At 68.7% G+C, this 15,595-nt stretch carries 14 protein-coding genes; 5 read left to right on the plus strand and 9 right to left on the minus strand.

The annotated features are described in order from the left end of the window. Positions 1 to 4: 4 nt before the first annotated feature. Both AACX88_RS03810 and yczR read right to left on the minus strand, forming a co-directional pair. Positions 5 to 1,000, minus strand: a complete 996-nt coding sequence (locus tag AACX88_RS03810; protein ID WP_339391772.1) for an arsenic resistance protein — start codon at positions 998 to 1,000, stop codon at positions 5 to 7. Then, a complete protein-coding gene (gene yczR, locus AACX88_RS03815; protein WP_339391773.1) occupies positions 997 to 2,445 on the minus strand; it encodes a MocR-like transcription factor YczR in 1,449 nt (482 codons plus the stop codon). The genes AACX88_RS03810 and yczR overlap by 4 nt, the downstream gene beginning before the upstream one ends. Before the next feature lie 110 nt (positions 2,446 to 2,555). Here yczR and yczE point away from each other — a divergent pair, with 110 nt between their 5' ends. Continuing rightward, on the plus strand, positions 2,556 to 3,233 hold the full coding sequence (gene yczE, locus AACX88_RS03820; protein ID WP_339391774.1) for a membrane protein YczE: 678 nt from the start codon (positions 2,556 to 2,558) through the stop codon (positions 3,231 to 3,233). An 88-nt stretch (positions 3,234 to 3,321) separates the two neighbouring features. Here the strand turns inward: yczE and AACX88_RS03825 are convergent, their stop codons facing one another. Next, complete coding sequence (locus AACX88_RS03825) at positions 3,322 to 4,695, minus strand: pyridoxal phosphate-dependent decarboxylase family protein (RefSeq protein ID WP_339391980.1); 1,374 nt, start codon at positions 4,693 to 4,695, stop codon at positions 3,322 to 3,324. 185 nt (positions 4,696 to 4,880) lie between these two features. On the opposite strand from AACX88_RS03825, the gene AACX88_RS03830 reads away from it, so the two are divergent. The 3 genes from AACX88_RS03830 to AACX88_RS03840 are packed head-to-tail and all read left to right on the plus strand — an operon-like array spanning position 4,881 to position 8,142. Then, positions 4,881 to 5,774: a TetR family transcriptional regulator gene (locus AACX88_RS03830; RefSeq protein ID WP_339391775.1), complete on the plus strand. Its 894-nt coding sequence runs from the start codon at positions 4,881 to 4,883 to the stop codon at positions 5,772 to 5,774. Beyond that, entirely contained in the window at positions 5,771 to 6,682 is a 912-nt protein-coding gene (locus tag AACX88_RS03835) for a beta-keto acid cleavage family enzyme (protein WP_339391776.1), read from the plus strand. Before AACX88_RS03830 ends, AACX88_RS03835 begins: the two co-directional genes overlap by 4 nt. Next, complete coding sequence (locus AACX88_RS03840) at positions 6,679 to 8,142, plus strand: 3-hydroxyacyl-CoA dehydrogenase NAD-binding domain-containing protein (RefSeq protein WP_339391777.1); 1,464 nt, start codon at positions 6,679 to 6,681, stop codon at positions 8,140 to 8,142. The genes AACX88_RS03835 and AACX88_RS03840 overlap by 4 nt, the downstream gene beginning before the upstream one ends. Before the next feature lie 73 nt (positions 8,143 to 8,215). Here AACX88_RS03840 and bioD read toward each other — a convergent pair whose 3' ends face one another. Genes bioD through bioB form a run of 4 tightly spaced genes read right to left on the minus strand, consistent with a single transcriptional unit; the run spans position 8,216 to position 12,633 of the window. Next, complete coding sequence (gene bioD, locus AACX88_RS03845) at positions 8,216 to 8,974, minus strand: dethiobiotin synthase (protein WP_339391778.1); 759 nt, start codon at positions 8,972 to 8,974, stop codon at positions 8,216 to 8,218. Next, the gene (locus AACX88_RS03850) at positions 8,971 to 10,104 is read right to left on the minus strand and encodes an 8-amino-7-oxononanoate synthase (protein ID WP_339391779.1); all 1,134 of its coding nucleotides are present in this window, start codon (positions 10,102 to 10,104) and stop codon (positions 8,971 to 8,973) included. The genes bioD and AACX88_RS03850 overlap by 4 nt, the downstream gene beginning before the upstream one ends. Beyond that, entirely contained in the window at positions 10,101 to 11,444 is a 1,344-nt protein-coding gene (locus AACX88_RS03855) for an adenosylmethionine--8-amino-7-oxononanoate transaminase (RefSeq protein ID WP_339391780.1), read from the minus strand. The genes AACX88_RS03850 and AACX88_RS03855 overlap by 4 nt, the downstream gene beginning before the upstream one ends. After that, positions 11,437 to 12,633: a biotin synthase BioB gene (gene bioB / locus AACX88_RS03860; protein ID WP_339391781.1), complete on the minus strand. Its 1,197-nt coding sequence runs from the start codon at positions 12,631 to 12,633 to the stop codon at positions 11,437 to 11,439. The genes AACX88_RS03855 and bioB overlap by 8 nt, the downstream gene beginning before the upstream one ends. Positions 12,634 to 12,832: 199 nt before the next feature. On the opposite strand from bioB, the gene AACX88_RS03865 reads away from it, so the two are divergent. Continuing rightward, positions 12,833 to 13,366: a YdeI/OmpD-associated family protein gene (locus tag AACX88_RS03865; protein WP_339391782.1), complete on the plus strand. Its 534-nt coding sequence runs from the start codon at positions 12,833 to 12,835 to the stop codon at positions 13,364 to 13,366. A 27-nt stretch (positions 13,367 to 13,393) separates the two neighbouring features. Here AACX88_RS03865 and AACX88_RS03870 read toward each other — a convergent pair whose 3' ends face one another. After that, positions 13,394 to 14,719: an FtsX-like permease family protein gene (locus AACX88_RS03870; RefSeq protein WP_339391783.1), complete on the minus strand. Its 1,326-nt coding sequence runs from the start codon at positions 14,717 to 14,719 to the stop codon at positions 13,394 to 13,396. Next, the gene (locus AACX88_RS03875) at positions 14,716 to 15,537 is read right to left on the minus strand and encodes an ABC transporter ATP-binding protein (RefSeq protein WP_339391784.1); all 822 of its coding nucleotides are present in this window, start codon (positions 15,535 to 15,537) and stop codon (positions 14,716 to 14,718) included. Before AACX88_RS03875 ends, AACX88_RS03870 begins: the two co-directional genes overlap by 4 nt. Positions 15,538 to 15,595 lie beyond the last annotated feature (58 nt).

Genomic DNA, 15,595 nt, shown 5'->3' on the forward strand with positions numbered 1-15,595 from the left:
GCGGCTAGCGGTTTTCGGACATCGCAGTGTCGGGGACCAGGCGGGGCACGATCCGGACGAGGGCGACCATGACGAGCAGCTCGACGAGCGTCTGGGTGACGACGGCGGCCGACCCGAGGCCGTCGCCGTCGACGGCCCAGACGAGGGGCAGCATGACGAGCGAATTGCGGGTCACGCCGGTGAAGATGAGCGCTCGCCGCTCCCCCACCTCGGCGAGGGACCAGGCACCGAGACCCCAGCCGAGGATCGTCATGACGACGGCGAAGAGGACGCAGACGACGGCGACGATGCCGAGAGCGGGCAGGTGGGGGACGACGGATCGGACCTCGGCGGCCGCGACGGCGAAGAGGGTGAGGAGCATGAGCGGCATCATCGCCGTCGATGCCGCACCCCGGACACCGCGGACGATGCGTGAGCGTGCGGACCCGAGCTGGACGAGGAGGGCGGCGGCGAGCGGCAGGACGATGAAGAGCGTGAGCGCGGTGAGGAACGGACCCGGGGTGACGAGCATGGAAGCGGAGTCTCCGGCGATGACACCGAGCCACACCGGCAGGAGGAGGATCTGGACGATCATGAGCACCGGGGTCAGCGCCAAGAGCTTCCCGCTCGCACCGCCGGCCAACCCGGTGAAGACGATGACGTAGTCGATGCACGGGGTGAGGAGGACGATGAGGACGGGGACGGCGACCGTGGCGGGCAGCGACACGATCGTGTGGAGAGCCCAGACGAGCAGCGGGACGATGAGGAAGTTCGCCATGAGGACGACCGCGGCGAATCGGAGGTTCGCCGTTGCCGGCCCGAGGGTGCGCAGCGGAATGTCGATGAAGGTCGTGAACAGCAGGAGCACGAGGAGCGGGGTGACAAGGCTCGAGGCGACCAAGGCGGCCGATGGAAGGAGTGCCCCCGCCAGCACACCGAGGGCGACCGCGCCGAGGCAGGCCGCCGTCTGGTGCGCGGTGAGCCGGTCGATTGTGCGAAGGAGGCCCTGCCCTCTGCTCATGCGACGATCCGGGTCCGGTCCCCGGGCAGCGGTTCGGGCATCCGCTGAGCGTCCTCCCATGCGGCCGCGAGACGCGGGGCGACCTGGGCCAGATCCGCCTCGGCGACGGTGTAGGGCACGCGCACCCAGCGGTCGAGTCCCCCGACCGGGGCGAAGTTCGGACCCGAGGCGAGCGTGAGGCCGTGCGCGAGGGCGGCGGTGACGAGTGCCCCGGAGCGCTCCTCGGGCAGGCGCACCCACAGCGCCATGCCTCCGGCAGGGACGGTGATGTGCCAGCTCGGCAGGGCCTGCCGGATATCGCGCACGAGGCGATCGCGGGCGGCGGTCAGACGTGTGCGCATCTGGTCGAGGATCGCGTCCTGGTCGTCCATCAGTTCGATCGCCACGAGCTGTTCGAGCACGGGTGCGCCGAGGTCGAGGGTGAGTCTGACCCCGGCCGCCTCGTCCATCCGGCGCCCGGGCACGCGCATCCAGCCGATGCGCAGTCCGCCCCAGAAGATCTTGCTCGTGCTGCCGACCGTGATCGCATCGGGGACGAACGCGCCGAGCGGAGTCTGCGGCTCGGTGCCGTCGAGTCCGAGTTCGACGAGGGATTCGTCGATGACGGGCACGACCTGGGACCGGGCGAGCTCTTCGGCGAGTTCGGCCCGCTGCGCATCGGGCATGAGTGCGCCCGTGGGGTTGTGGAAGTCGGGGATGAGGTAGGCCGCGCGCACTCGTCCGTCGCGCATCGACTGGCCCATCGCCGGAACATCCCAGTGGTGCCCGGCTTCGGTGACTTCGAGCGGGTAGGGGACGATGCGGGCGCCTGCGGCGGCGATCGTCGCGATCGCGTTGGGGTAGCTCGGGCTCTCGACGAGGACTCCCCCGGAGCCGCCGAGCAGAGCCCGGATGCCGATGGCCGCACCGCCCAGGGCACCCGAGGTGATGAGGATCTCGTCCGGATGCGTGCGCAGTCCGCGGCGGGTGTACCTCTCGGCGATGATCTCGCGCAGCTGCGGGATCCCCGACGGGTAGTAGCCGGTGCCGGGCAGATACGCGTGGAGCTTCGACAGGGCCCGGTCGTAGGCGTCGAGCACGCCGAACGGGGCGAGCGTCGCCGTGCACGTGAGGTCGATGCCGCCGGGCTGCGGTCCGGCCGGTGCGAGGAGGTGGTCGATCCGGCCCCCGGGGACCTGCGGGAGTTCGACGAGGCTGCCGGAGCCGCGTCGGGTGCGCACATAGCCGAGCTCCCGGAGCCGGGAGTAGGCGCGCGTCGAGGTGGTGCGGGAGAGGCCGAGCGCTGCGGCGAGTTCACGCTCGCTCGGCAGTCGGACGCCGACGGGGATGCGGCCGTCGGTGATCGCCCGGGCGATCGTCGCGGCCAGCGACTCGTAGGCAGGCGGCTGCCACGGTCCGGTGCCGATGAGGGCGGCGAGCCGCCTCGCACTCATCGCAGTCGTCATGGGGCCCCTTTCGTCATGGAACCACTTTCCTGCAATTGGCTCTTTTCCGCAATGCCAATCTGCGCGACGATGGGGTGGACAGCCCGACCACGATGCCCAAGGACCACTCGATGTCATCCTCGCCCGCGCCTCGGCGCGAACTCGCCAACGTCGGCCCGCTCCAGCAGCTCGCCGGCGGCCGTCTCGTCAGGCGCCTCGCCCAGCTCATGCTCGGCCTCTACCTCTACGGCGCCTCGATGGCCCTCGTCGTCGTCTCCGGGCTCGGGATGATCCCGTGGGATGTCCTCCACTCGGGCATTCTCCGCCACGTCCCGCTGACCTTCGGCACGATCATCACGATCACCTCGGTGCTCGTCCTCCTCGCCTGGATCCCGCTCAAGCAGCAGCCGGGACTCGGCACCCTGCTCAACGCCCTGACGATCGGCCCGGCGCTCGACCTCACCCTGCTCTTCCTCCCCCGCACCGAGGTGCTCGCCTGGAACATCGTGTTCCTCGTCGCAGGCGTCGTGCTCAACGGCGTCGCCTCGGCGATGTACATCGGCTCCCAGTTCGGACCTGGGCCCAGGGACGGCCTCATGACCGGGCTCTCCCGTGTCACCGGACGGTCGATCCGACTCGTGCGCACCCTCATCGAGGTCACCGTCGTAGCCATGGGCTGGGCGCTCGGCGGGGTCGTCGGCATCGGCACCGCCCTCTACGCGGTGAGCATCGGACCGATCACACAGGCCCTCCTGCCGTTCTTCACCGTCGAGCTGCGGCCACGGGAGCAGGGCGAGCAGGACGGATGAATGCCGCCCGACCGGCTGTCCGCAAAGGACAGCCGGTCGGGCGGCGTCGTCACAGGACGAGGGAGTGTCACTCCATGGTGAGGGAGTGTCACTCCATGGTGTCGAGGATGTCGATGAGATCCTCGTACGTCGTCAGTGGGTTGACGATCGCGAAGCGGGCGTTCGGCTGACCCTTGTGCGAGCTGGGGACGACGAAGGCGCGCTGCTCTTCGAGGAGCTTGTCCGACCACGCATCGTAGTCCTCCCGGCTCCAGCCGACACGTTCGAAGACGACGACGGAGAGCTCGGGGTCGCGGACGAGACGGAGATTCGGACGCTTCTTGATCTCCGTGCCGATCTGACGCGCGAGGTCGATCGAGTGGCTGATCGCGGCCCGGTAGGTCTCGGCGCCGTAGCTGGCCAGGGAGAACCACAGGGGAAGCCCGCGGGGGCGACGGGTGAGCTGGATCGCGTAGTCCGAGGGGCTCCACTCATCGGATTCGGTGAGCGTGTCGAGGTACTCTGCGTGCTGGGTGTGGGCGCGGCGCCCGTTGCGCGGGTCCCGGTAGATGAGCGCGCAGGCGTCGAACGGGGCGAACAGCCACTTGTGCGGGTCGACGATGACGGAGTCGGCGTCCTCGACGCCTGTGAACTTGTGCTTGGCCAGCGGGGAGAGCATGGCCGCGAGCCCGTAGGCGCCGTCGATGTGGAGCCAGAAGTCGAACTCCTTCTTCAGCTTCGCGATCCCGGCGATGTCGTCGATCGTGCCGAAGTTCGTCGTCCCCGAGGTGGCGACGACGGCGATGACGGCGTCGCCGTGCTCCTCGAGGGCCTCGCGCACGCCTTCGGGGCGGAGGATGCCGTCCTCGCCGGTGGCCACGGGGGCGACGTCGACGTCCATGACGGCCGCGGCCGAGGCGACGGAGGAATGCGCCTCGGCGCTGCAGACGATGACCCACCGGCCCGGCCGCTTGTCGCCGAGTTTCGCCTTCTGCGCCTCACGCGCGGCGACGAGGGCGGAGAGGTTGCCGATCGTTCCGCCCTGGACGAAGACGCCGCCGGCGGTCTTCGGCAGCCCGAACTCGGAGGCCAGCCAGCTGAGGACCTCGTTCTCCGCGTGGACGACACCGGCGCCTTCGAGCCACGACCCGCCGTAGAGGGCACTCGCGGAGACGACGAGGTCGAAGGCGACCGCGGCCTTCGTCGGGGCGCTGGGGATGAAGGAGAGGTACTTCGGGTGGTCGGTGGTGATGCAGGCGGGGGCGAAGATGTGCTCGAAGATCGCCAGCGCCCGGGACGATCCGACGCCTTCCTCGCTGATCGTCGGCCCGGCGAGGCGGGTGAGCTCGGAGTCCTTCATCGGATGGTCGAGCGGGGTGTCGACGGACAGGGTCCGACGGCGGGAGTAGTCGAGCACGAGGTTGACGAGGTTGCGGGTCTCATCGGAGACGACGTGCATGCGGGAATGGAGTTCGGGGTTCATGGGTGCCTCCGAGGGCGAGTGCGTGGTGTTCATCCGTTCGAGGATATCCGCTGCGCGCCCGAAACCCGACCCGAGCACGGGCAGCTTCTCAACCGCACGGCGAATCTCCGCCGCCGAAATCGCAAGTTCTGACTTATCATCACAAATGCTTGCGATAGTCGCAGGCGCTGGGGTAGGTTCGGGGCATGGCCACCACGATCGCCGCACGGGCGCGGGAATCCGTCGCCGGCAGCGGCCTGTCGCAGCGCCGCCTGGCTGAGGCCATCGGCATCGACGAGACGAAGCTGTCGAAGTCCCTCTCAGGCCGGCGCAAGTTCACCGCCGAGGAGCTCCTCGGCCTCGCGACCGCGACCGGAGTGACCGTGCGGTGGCTGCTCGGCGATGAGTCGACCGTCTCCGCCGTGCCCACCGGGCTGCGGTCCCCCGGGCCGGTCACTGACGCCGACGAAAGCTCTCCGCGCAGGCTCATCGTCGAGACCGCTTGGGACCTCTTCGCCCGTCGCGGGTACGACGCCGTGCGCATCGCCGACATCGCCGAGGCGGCCGGAGTCTCGAGTGCCGCCGTGCACTATCACTTCGCCGGGAAGTCCGAGCTCTTCGACGCGACTCTGGAGTTCTCCGTCAAACTCGCCTTCGACCGGCAGGTCGCGTGGCTCGACGAGATCGTCTCCCCGCGCAGACGGCTCGAACGCCTCCTCGAACTCCAGTCCCCCATCGGCCCCCGTGCCCGCGCGGAATGGTCGATCTGGATCCAGACGTGGAGCCGCCTCGCCCTCGAGGACCCGGGCGAGTCGGCCTATCCGGCAGGCTACGACCGCTGGTCGCGGACGGTGCGGGCGACGATCGTCGACGGGCAGGACCGCGGGGTCTTCCGCCTCGGCGATCCTGAGCTCATCACCGACGAGCTCACCTCTGTCCTCGACGGCCTCGGCATCAAGGTCGTCACCGGGATCATGGACGTGCCCACCTTCCGGGACCGCCTCGATGCCTATCTGCACCGTGCCGTCTTCACCGCCGACGGACCGCCTGCCAACCAACCGACAACAGCCCACCCATCGACTGACGAGGAGTCATCATGAATCGCAAGGTCATTCTCACGTGCGCCGTCACCGGCGCCGGCGACACGACGAGCAAGAGCGAGCACGTGCCCGTCACCCCCGAGGAGATCGCTGCCGACGCGATCGCCGCCGCCCGGGCCGGGGCCTCGGTCGTCCACATCCACGTCCGCGATCTCGAGACGAAGCAGGGTTCACGCGAGGTCGCCTACTATCGGGAGGTCGTCCGACTCATCCGCGCCTCCGACGTCGACCCGGTCATCAACCTCACCGCCGGCATGGGCGGGGACCTCGTCATCGACCCGCAGGACCCGACGACGCACATGCCCGGCACCGACCTCGTCAATGCCCTCGAACGCCTCCCCCACGTCGAGGAGCTGCTGCCGGAGATCTGCACCCTCGACTGCGGATCGCTCAACTTCGGCGAGGGATCGAACATCTACGTCTCGACCCCGGACATGCTCCGGGAGGGGTCGAAGAAGATCCAGACGCTGGGGGTGCGTCCCGAGCTCGAGATCTTCGACACCGGCAACCTCTGGTTCGCCAACGTCCTCGTCGAGGAGGGGCTCATCGATCCCCCTCCGCTCTACCAGCTGTGCATGGGCATCCCCTACGGCGCGCCCGTCGATGCGGGCCTCCTCCAGGCGATGGTCCATCTGCTGCCGAAGGGTGCGCAGTTCACGTCGTTCGCGATCGGCCGTGACCAGCTGCCGTGGGTGGCTCAGTCCGTGCTCGCCGGGGGTCACGCCCGCGTCGGACTCGAGGACAACCTCTACCTGTCCAAGGGCGTCAAGGCGACGAATGCCGCCCTGACCGACCGCGCCGTTTCGATCATCGAGGACCTCGGCGCCGAGGTCGCCACCCCCGCCGAGGCGCGCGAGATCCTCGATCTGCGCGTGCAGACCCCGACCGCGATGGGAGCCGATCTGTGACCGACTTCCCTTCCTTCCCCGCTCCCGAATCCGTCCGGACGATCACGTGCATCGGGGCGGGCACGATCGGCGGCGGCTGGGTCGCGTACTTCCTCGCCCGCGGCTTCACCGTCAAAGTGTGGGATCCCGATCCCAACGCCGGGGACAAGCTCTCCCGCCTCATCGACGCCGCATGGCCTGCCCTGGCCGCCCTCGACATGGTCGACGGTGCCGATCGGACCGCGTGGACGATCCACACCGACCTCGCCGAGGCGCTCGCGGGCACCGAGTTCGTCCAGGAGTCGGCGCCGGAGAACCTCGACCTCAAACGGCAGCTCTTCGCCGACATCGACGCCCTCACCCCCGCCTCGGTGATCATCGGATCATCGACCTCGGGGTACGGAATGACGGAGATGGCCACCGAGGTGGCGCGTCCCGAGCGCTTCGTCGTCGGGCACCCGTTCAACCCGCCCTATCTCATCCCCCTCGTCGAGGTCGTCGGCGGTGAGGGCACGTCTGCCGAAGCCGTCGACTGGGCGGCGGAGTTCTACGACCTCATCGGCAAGTCGGTCATCCGCATGGACCGCGAGGTTCCCGGCTTCATCGCCAACCGCCTCCAGGAGGCGCAGTGGCGCGAGGCGTTGCACATGGTCGCAGCCGGTGAGGCGACGGTCGAGCAGATCGACCGGTCGATCACGGACGGACCCGGCTTGCGCTGGCCCTTCCAGGGGCCGATGCTCACCTTCCACCTCGCCGGTGGTCCGGGCGGGATGGGGCACATGCTCGACCAATTCGGGCCCTCGCTGAAGTCCCCGTGGACGAGGCTCGAAGCCCCCGAGCTGACGACCAGGCTGCGCGATGACGTCGTCGCCGGGTGCGAGGACGAGAGTGGGACGCGTTCGATCGCCGACCTCGTCGCCGAACGCGATGCCGGGATCGTCGCACTGCGGAAGCTCATCGCCGGCGGGTCGACCCCCGCCGCACCAGATGCTCCGGCGGCTCCGGAGTCGGCCGCCGCCTCGGCGACGGCGAATGCTCAGGGCCGCGAGCTCGCCGACTATTCGACACCGGTGCGTGAGGAGTGGATCGACTACAACGGGCACCTGTCCGAGGCGTTCTACGTCCTCGTCTTCGGGTTCGCGACCGATCAGGTCATGGACGAGCTCGGGCTCGATGCCGCCTACCGTGAGGCGAGCGGCTGCTCCCTCTACACCGTCGAATCGCATGTCCGCTACCTCGACGAGGTGTCCCTCGGATCGACGTTGGTCGTCCGTCCGCGGCTCGTATCGGCCGGGGCGAAGAAGCTCCATCTCGCCTATGAGATGCTCGTCGAGGATCGGGTCGTCGCGACCGAGGAGATCCTCGCCTTCCACGTCGACCAGAAGGCGGATCGGGCCGTCGAGTTTCCGCCCGCGATCGCTGCCCGTATCGCCGAGGTGGCGACGTCCACCCCGGAATGGAGCGGTCGCAGCGTAGGCTGAGCGTGGCCGGACCGACCGAACAGGACCCTGACCGACGGCAACGGATCCGGATCGGACCCGCTTCATCGCGGCGTCAGCGGATCGTCGTCCACCCGGCCGCCCCGGCCCGGAAGTCGGTGGGGCTGAGGGTTCCACAGTGATCGGGCAGCGCACCGATGAGCGGACCGAGTTCGCCGAGGCGACGACGGTTGTCGATGTCGACCGGGCTCGGGTGTCTCGGCCAGGTGCCGAGGACGATGCCGCTCACCGACAGCCCCCGACGGTGCAGCGCCTCGCAGGTGAGCGCCGTATGGTTGAGGGTGCCGAGACCGGGTCGGGCGACGACGATGACCTCGACCTCGACGCCGGGGTCGACGGCGAGGGTGGTTGCGGCGATGTCAGCGATCGTCGCTCCATGACCGAAGTCGACGAGGAGTCCACCGGCGCCCTCGACCAGGATGATCGTGTCGCCTGCGGCGTCCTCATCATCGGGCGCCGGGGTGAGCAGACCGAGGATCGCCTCGGCGTGTTCCCGGGGAGACGGCAGCTCGGTGCCTGACGCGGACGCCGCGGCGGTCGGCGTCATCGGCAGAGTGAGGCACACACCGGTCGAGTACTCCACTCCGGCCAGGTTCCCGGCGATCTGCGCATCACTTCGGGTGACGACGTCGGAATAGGCGGATTCGAGAGCCGGACGGCGCGGATCGTCGGCATCGATGCATCCGGTCTGGACGGGTTTGCGGATGTGCACCCGATTTCCGCGGCCGCGCAGGCGGGCCGCAAGCGCCGCCGTGACCATGGTCTTGCCCACCCCGGTGTCGGTGCCGGTGACGACGATGACGCGACTGCTCATCGGCTCATTCCGGTGGTCTCACCGATGGCGGCGGCCGCTTCGAGGACCTCTTCCGTGCTCAGGTCGCCGCGGCATGTGACGCGCAGTCGGGACACCCCATCGGGAACGGAGGGCGGACGGAAGCAGCCGACGGTGAACCCGTTCACTGCGAGGGTGTCGCGGGCGGTGACGGCCGCCTCCGCCGAGGGCATGGGCACTGAGACCACGGCGCCTGCCGGTTCGGCGATGCCGAGCGCGTCCGTGAGACTGCGCCGGTTGTCTGCGATCCGACTCACCGGCGCCTCCCCGGCGGCGATGAGGTCGACCGACGCGTTGGCCGCCGCAGCCGCGGCCGGGGCCAGACCCGTGTCGAAGATGAACGTGCGGGCAGTGTTGACGAGCGCCTCACGCACGGCGGGCGAACCGAGCACTGCGCCGCCCTGGGAGCCGAGCGCCTTCGACAGCGTCGCGGTGACGACCACACGGTCGGAATGCTCGGTGAGGGCGGCCGCGGCTCCGCGTCCGTGGCCGACGACGCCGAGACCGTGGGCTTCGTCGATGATGAGCAGGGCGTCGTAGGCGACGCACAGGTCGAGCAGTGCCGGGAGGTCCGCGGCGTCGCCGAGCACGGAGTAGACGGATTCGACGAGGACGATCGCCTCGGCGTGGGAGCTGCCCGCCAGTGCCTGCTCGATCGCCTCCAGGCTGAGGTGAGGTGTGCGGTGGACGGCGGCCCGGGAGAGTCGGCACGCATCGATGAGGGAGGCATGGTTGTGGGCGTCGGAGACGATGAGGCAGTCGGGCCCGGAGAGTGCGGTGACGGCGGCGAGGTTCGCCGTGTAGCCCGAGGAGAACACCAGACCCGACTCTCGCCCGGTCAGGTGGGCCAACGCGGCTTCGACGTCACGGTGGGCGGGAGTCGTTCCGGTGACGAGCCGCGACGCCCGTGCCGAGGTGCCGTAGCGCTCGATCGCCTGCACTGCAGCCGCGCGCACCCGGGGATGTCCGGCCAGGCCCAGATAGTCGTTCGAGGCGAGGTCGAGACCGCGGGCGCCGGCGTCGGTACGGCGAAGTCCGTCGGTGAGTCGCTGTGCCGCCTGCTCGCCGAGGCGGTCGAGGATCCGATTGCGGGTCGACACGTGAGTGGTCATGGCTGTCCTCCGGCCGCTGCGGCCATGGCGGTGGCGATGCGCTCGATGTCGTCGTCGGCGGCGATGTAGGGCGGCATCGTGTAGATATTGGTGCCGAACGGGCGCAGCCACACCCCGTGCTGGGCCGCTGTGGCGGTGACGGCTCCGATGTCGACGCGCTCACGCATCTCGATGACCCCGATGCCGCCGACGACGCGCACATCGGCCACGCCGGGCAGCGTGGCGGCGGGAGCGAGGTGGGTCCGCAGCCCGCGGCTGAGCCGAGTGATGCTGCGGGCCCATGCAGGCTGCCCGTCACTGGTGTCGAAGAGGAGATCGAGGGATGCGCAGGCCGCGGCACAGGCCAGGGGGTTGGCCATGAAGGTGGGACCGTGCATGAGGGCGCGGTGACTCGAATCGGAGATGACCTGCGCGATCTCTGCGGTGCAGAGCACGGCGGCGAGGGTCATGTATCCGCCGGTCAGCGCCTTGCCCACGCACATGATGTCCGGAGTGATGCCGGCACGTTCGCTGGCGAACGCCGAACCGGTGCGTCCGAATCCCGTGGCGATCTCGTCGGCGATGAGCACCGCCCCGAGTTCGCCGGCCCGGGTTCGCAGGTGCTGGAGGGCGCGGACATGGTAGGGCCGCATCCCGCCGGCCCCTTGGAACAGGGGTTCGACGATGATTCCGGCGAGTTCGTGGCCGTGCCGGTCGCACAAGGCGTCGACGGCGGCACACCATTCGTGAAGCTCGGCGTCGCTGGCGTGGGGTCCCGGCGGCAGCGGGGCGAAGACCTGCGGGGTGAGGACGGCGTTGAAGTCCGCGTGCATGCTGGTGACGGGGTCGCATACGCTCATCGCCCCGGTGGTGTCCCCGTGGTACGCGCCGCGCAGGGCGAGGAAACGCCCGCGAGTCCGGCCCAGTGCCCGCTGGTGCTGGACGGCGAGCTTGAGAGCGACCTCGACCGAGACCGAGCCGGAGTCGGCGAGGAAGACATGATCGAGCCCGGCTGGAGTGACAGCGACGAGTCGTTCGGCGAGTCCGACGGCAGGGGCATGCGTGAGTCCGCCGAACATGACGTGGGAGAACGACTCGAGCTGCCGTGCGACCGCCTCGTCGATGTCCGGGTGACGATAGCCGTGGACGACCGACCACCACGAGCTCATCGCGTCGAGGGCGGTGAGACGGCGTCCTTCGCGGTCGACGAGGTCGACCCGCGGCCCGGAGGCCCCGGAGACGGCGAAGTGCGAACCGTCGGAGAGTGCCCCGTAGGGGTGCCAGAGCAGTCCGCGTTCCCTCTCATGAAGAGAGGTGGTGTCAGCGGTTCCCTCATCCCGCCGGGACTGTGTCTCACGCATTGGGCGAGACCGTGGTGCCGGCGCCGCGGCGCCGGATCGTCGGCACGAGGACGTTGTCGCTCTCGACCGAGACTCCGGTCGGTGCCGACTTCCCGCACGGCAGGGTCGAGCCTGCGGCAGACTCGGTGTGCTCGGGCCCGTCGACCGGGCTGAACGCAGCCGTGTGCGCGGCCTTCGCAGCCCGCACCTGCTCGCGCAGCACCTCGGCGCTGTCGTGGCCGATGATGGAGAAGCCGCCGTCGACGATCATGTCGAGGTCCGCCTCGGCGTCCTGACCTTCACTCGTGAGGTAGTCGCCGAGGAAGAGTGAGTTCGCGACATGGAGGGCCAGCGGCTGGAGGGTGCGCAGGTGCATCTCCCTCCCGCCGGCGATCCGCAGTTCACTGTCCGGGCACATGAGCCGCACGGCGCAGAGGATGCGCAGGCACTTCTGCGGGGTGAGCTCATAGGTGCCCGCGAGCGGTGTGCCTTCGAAGGGGATGAGGAAGTTGACAGGGATGGAGTCGGATTCGAGTGCGCGCAGGGCCTCGATCGCCTCGACGATCTGCTCGTCGCTCTCCCCCATGCCCACGATGAGTCCCGAGCACGGGGACAGACCGGCGGTACGTGCCCGGTCGACCGTGTCGACGCGGTCGGCGAAGGTGTGGGTCGAGCAGATCTCCGCGTAGTTCGATTCGGCGGTGTTGAGGTTGTGGTTGTAGGCATCGACCCCGGCTGTGCGCAGGCGTTCGGCCTGGCCGTCCTTGAGGAAGCCGAGGCATGCGCAGACCTCGACGCCGGGGTTGTTCGCCTTGATGTCCTCGGTCATCGAGGCCACCCGATCGACGTCGCGATTCGAGGGCCCGCGGCCGCTGGCGACGAGGCACACCCGGGACGCTCCCCCGGCCAGTCCGAACTCCGCCTGCCGGCGTGCTTCGTCTCCAGGCAGCCACGAGTATTTGAGGATCTCCGTGTCCGAACCCAGACGTTGGGAGCAGTAGCCGCAGTCCTCGGGGCACAGCCCCGACTTGAGGTTGACGAGGTAGTTGACCTTGACCGAGTCGCCGAAGTGGTGGCGTCGGACCCGGCCGACGACGGCGACGAGGTTGAGGAGGTCGTCGTCTGAGGAGCGGAGGATCTCAAGGGCGTCGGCGGCGCTCGCCGCGGTGCCGGCGCAGGCGCGATCGGCCATCAGGGTGAAATTCGGCATGAGCCGATCATTGAACAGTGTTCAGGAGATGTCAACAACGACTCGCGGGGACCGTTGCGTCCCCGCGGGGACGCAACGGTCGGACGGATATCCTCTGAGGCATTCGTGTCAGGAATCGAGAAGCGGACACCGAGGCGGCGAAGCTATCCTGGAATCCACGGCCCACGAGCCTGCCGACCGTTCCCGATTGAGGAGAGCCATGACCACGACGACGCAGACGGCGATCGACTTCGACGCCGAGGTGACCACTCGCGGTGACCGCACGATCGTCCTCCTGCCCGCTGAGTCCAGTGCGCAGCTGCCCTCCCGCGGTCAGGTGGCCGCCGAGGCGGTCGTCGCCGGTACCGAGTTCCCCACCGTCATCGAACCTGACGGGATGCGCGGGCACTGGCTCAACCTCGATGACCTCAAGGGGCTGCGCGACGGGGAGACCGTGACGGTGTCCTTGACTCCGACAAAGGCATGGCCTGAAGTCGTCGTGCCCGACGATCTGCAGGCGGCACTCGATGAGGCCGGAGATCTCGACGACACATGGGCGAGCCTCACCCCGATGGCTCGCTGGGAGTGGGTGCGGTGGATCAAGGCGACGAAGAACCCTGCGACTCGGGAGAAGCGCGTCGGTGTGGCCATCGACAAACTCGAGAACGGCAAGCGGCGCCCGTGCTGTTTCGATCTGTCCTCGTGCACGGATCCGGAGCTGGCGAAGAGCGGGAAGCTCATCGGATTGAGCTGAGGCGGCACCGTCGGCGAGTTCGTGGTCCTAGCCGGATTCTGCCCGCCGACCCGGCGCCTGGGTCGCAACAGCGATGATTCCGAGCGTCAAGACCGCCGCGACAGCGATCATCGAGACATACGGGACGGGATCGAGCACAGCCAACGGCGTTCCCAGCTTCGCGATCGCGAACGGAACCACGGCGATCGCTGCCACCACGGTGGCGCAGACGGCACTGGCGAGGACGGCGACGGCCCCCTCCGTGAGCACAGTCCCACGCACCTGAGTCGTCGTCGCTCCAACGAGCCGCATGTCCGTGAGCTCCTGCTGTCGCGCATTGATCGCGGAGACGAGGTTATTGGCCAATGCGATGGCCATGAACGCGGCAATGAGGACCACGACGAGGTAGTTGATCGACGCCATCACCGCGCCGATTCCGCCGGAGTCAGCATTGGCCTCGTTCTCGATGGCCTGCATCGACAGGGTCCCCGCGGAGACACCGATGAAGAGGACGAGAAAGGTGACAAGCGGCCTCGTGCGTTGGGGCACCGCGCGCAGGTTGATGCGGGCGAGGTGGCCTACGGCCGAACCGCGATCGGGAACGACGCCGAGCACGCGGTTGGTCAGCGCGAGGATCTCCCCGGCAAGCAATGCCGTGCCGACTGAGACGAGGACGACTCCCGGTCCGGTGGCAGCGGTGGCGTAGACGCTCGCGGCGTCCATCGTCAATGACGTCGCCGAGGCTGTCAACCCCGCAGCGATGAGCATGACGGCGGCACCCCTGCGGATCCCTGGACTTTGTCGTCGTGCTCTTCCGATGTCGATGGCCCCGACCGGGCTGCGGTGCGCCGCGGCCCGTGCCCCGAGGTAACCGCCGAGGACGCCGGACACGACGACGAACAGTCCCGCCGCTGCGGGGAGGACGACCCCCGGGGCAAAACCAGAAGCCGGACTGATCAGACCCAACGCCACGACCCGTGAGACGATGACACCGCCGAGCAGATAGCCCAGGAGCGCACCCGGCACCGCGGCGACGACCGAAATCGCCGCAGTCTCGACAGCCGTCATGTGCCTGACCTGTTCAGGCGTTGCCCCGATGAGCCGCAGGCCGATGATCTCCTCAGTACGGTTATCGAGGGCGACTGCCACGGTCGAGACGACGGCGAAGATGACGATCGCAAGGATCCACGTCCCCATGATGAGAGGGAACTGCGTAAGGAATGGCCGGTCGGCGCCCACAGTCCCCGCGTCGAGTCCGGTGGCGAGGATCCCTGCCATCGCAGTGACGAGGGTCGTTCCGACAAGGATGACGAGACCGGTGGCGAGGAAGCTGCGACGATGGTGGGCAGCTGACTGGAGCGCGATGCGGATCATCGCTCCACCTCGGTGTCGGACTTATCCTGCTCTGCCGATTCGACGAGAACGGCCATTCTGGCGGCCACCGCGCCCGCGGTGGGTTCGTTGAGGCGGTCGACGATGCGTCCGTCGGCAAGGAAGAGCACATGGTCCGAATAGGCGGCTGCGGTGGGATCGTGGGTGACCATGACGATCGTCTGCCCACTGTCGGCGAGTTCTCGGAGCAGGGAGAGAACGTCTCTTGCGCTGCGCAGATCGAGCGCTCCAGTGGGTTCATCGGCGAAGACGATGGCGGGCTGTGACACGAGTGCACGGGCCACTGCCACGCGCTGGCGCTGTCCGCCGGACAGCTGGTTCGGACGGTGATGGGCGCGCTGGCCCAGCCCCACCCGGGTGAGGATCCGATCCGTTTCTTCACGATCGACCGGCTGCCCATCGAGGCGCAATGGCAGCTCGACGTTCTCAGCTGCGGTGAGAGCGGCAAGGAGGTTGAACGATTGGAACACGAAGCCGAGCTCACGCCGGCGCAGGTGGGCCAGCTCAGTCTCATCCATGCCGCCCAGTTCATGGCCTCCCAGCTCCGCTGTCCCGCCGGTGGGCACCTGGAGCCCGGCCGCACAGTGCAGCAGCGTGGTCTTCCCCGAGCCCGACGGTCCCATGATCGCTGTGAAGGTGCCCTTCGGGATGGTGAGGTCGATTCCTCGGAGCGCGTGAACGGGACCACCGTCTCCCGGGTACGTGCACGAGAGGCCTGTGAGTCTCAGTGCAGGCGAGGCAGTGGACTGCTGCATGGTCCCGTGTGGTGACGAGGCACGTGTTCGGTTGTCAAAGCTCATGATTCTCCCCTCTGCGAGGCGCGGCGCCCCGCATGAAACAATCGTATGAAACGTATGT

Origin of the sequence: Brevibacterium metallidurans (assembly GCF_037101285.1) — a bacterium.
GTDB lineage: Bacteria > Actinomycetota > Actinomycetes > Actinomycetales > Brevibacteriaceae > Brevibacterium > Brevibacterium metallidurans.

Coding starts and splice junctions, on each gene's coding strand:
- yczE (WP_339391774.1), top strand. CDS start 2,556: ATGTCATCCTCGCCCGCGCCTCGGCGCGAACTCGCCAACGTCGGCCCG.
- AACX88_RS03830 (WP_339391775.1), top strand. CDS start 4,881: ATGGCCACCACGATCGCCGCACGGGCGCGGGAATCCGTCGCCGGCAGC.
- AACX88_RS03865 (WP_339391782.1), top strand. CDS start 12,833: ATGACCACGACGACGCAGACGGCGATCGACTTCGACGCCGAGGTGACC.
- yczR (WP_339391773.1), bottom strand. CDS start 2,445: ATGACGACTGCGATGAGTGCGAGGCGGCTCGCCGCCCTCATCGGCACC.
- AACX88_RS03825 (WP_339391980.1), bottom strand. CDS start 4,695: ATGAACCCCGAACTCCATTCCCGCATGCACGTCGTCTCCGATGAGACC.
- bioB (WP_339391781.1), bottom strand. CDS start 12,633: ATGCCGAATTTCACCCTGATGGCCGATCGCGCCTGCGCCGGCACCGCG.
- AACX88_RS03855 (WP_339391780.1), bottom strand. CDS start 11,444: ATGCGTGAGACACAGTCCCGGCGGGATGAGGGAACCGCTGACACCACC.
- AACX88_RS03875 (WP_339391784.1), bottom strand. CDS start 15,537: ATGAGCTTTGACAACCGAACACGTGCCTCGTCACCACACGGGACCATG.
- bioD (WP_339391778.1), bottom strand. CDS start 8,974: ATGAGCAGTCGCGTCATCGTCGTCACCGGCACCGACACCGGGGTGGGC.
- AACX88_RS03810 (WP_339391772.1), bottom strand. CDS start 1,000: ATGAGCAGAGGGCAGGGCCTCCTTCGCACAATCGACCGGCTCACCGCG.
- AACX88_RS03835 (WP_339391776.1), top strand. CDS start 5,771: ATGAATCGCAAGGTCATTCTCACGTGCGCCGTCACCGGCGCCGGCGAC.
- AACX88_RS03870 (WP_339391783.1), bottom strand. CDS start 14,719: ATGATCCGCATCGCGCTCCAGTCAGCTGCCCACCATCGTCGCAGCTTC.
- AACX88_RS03850 (WP_339391779.1), bottom strand. CDS start 10,104: ATGACCACTCACGTGTCGACCCGCAATCGGATCCTCGACCGCCTCGGC.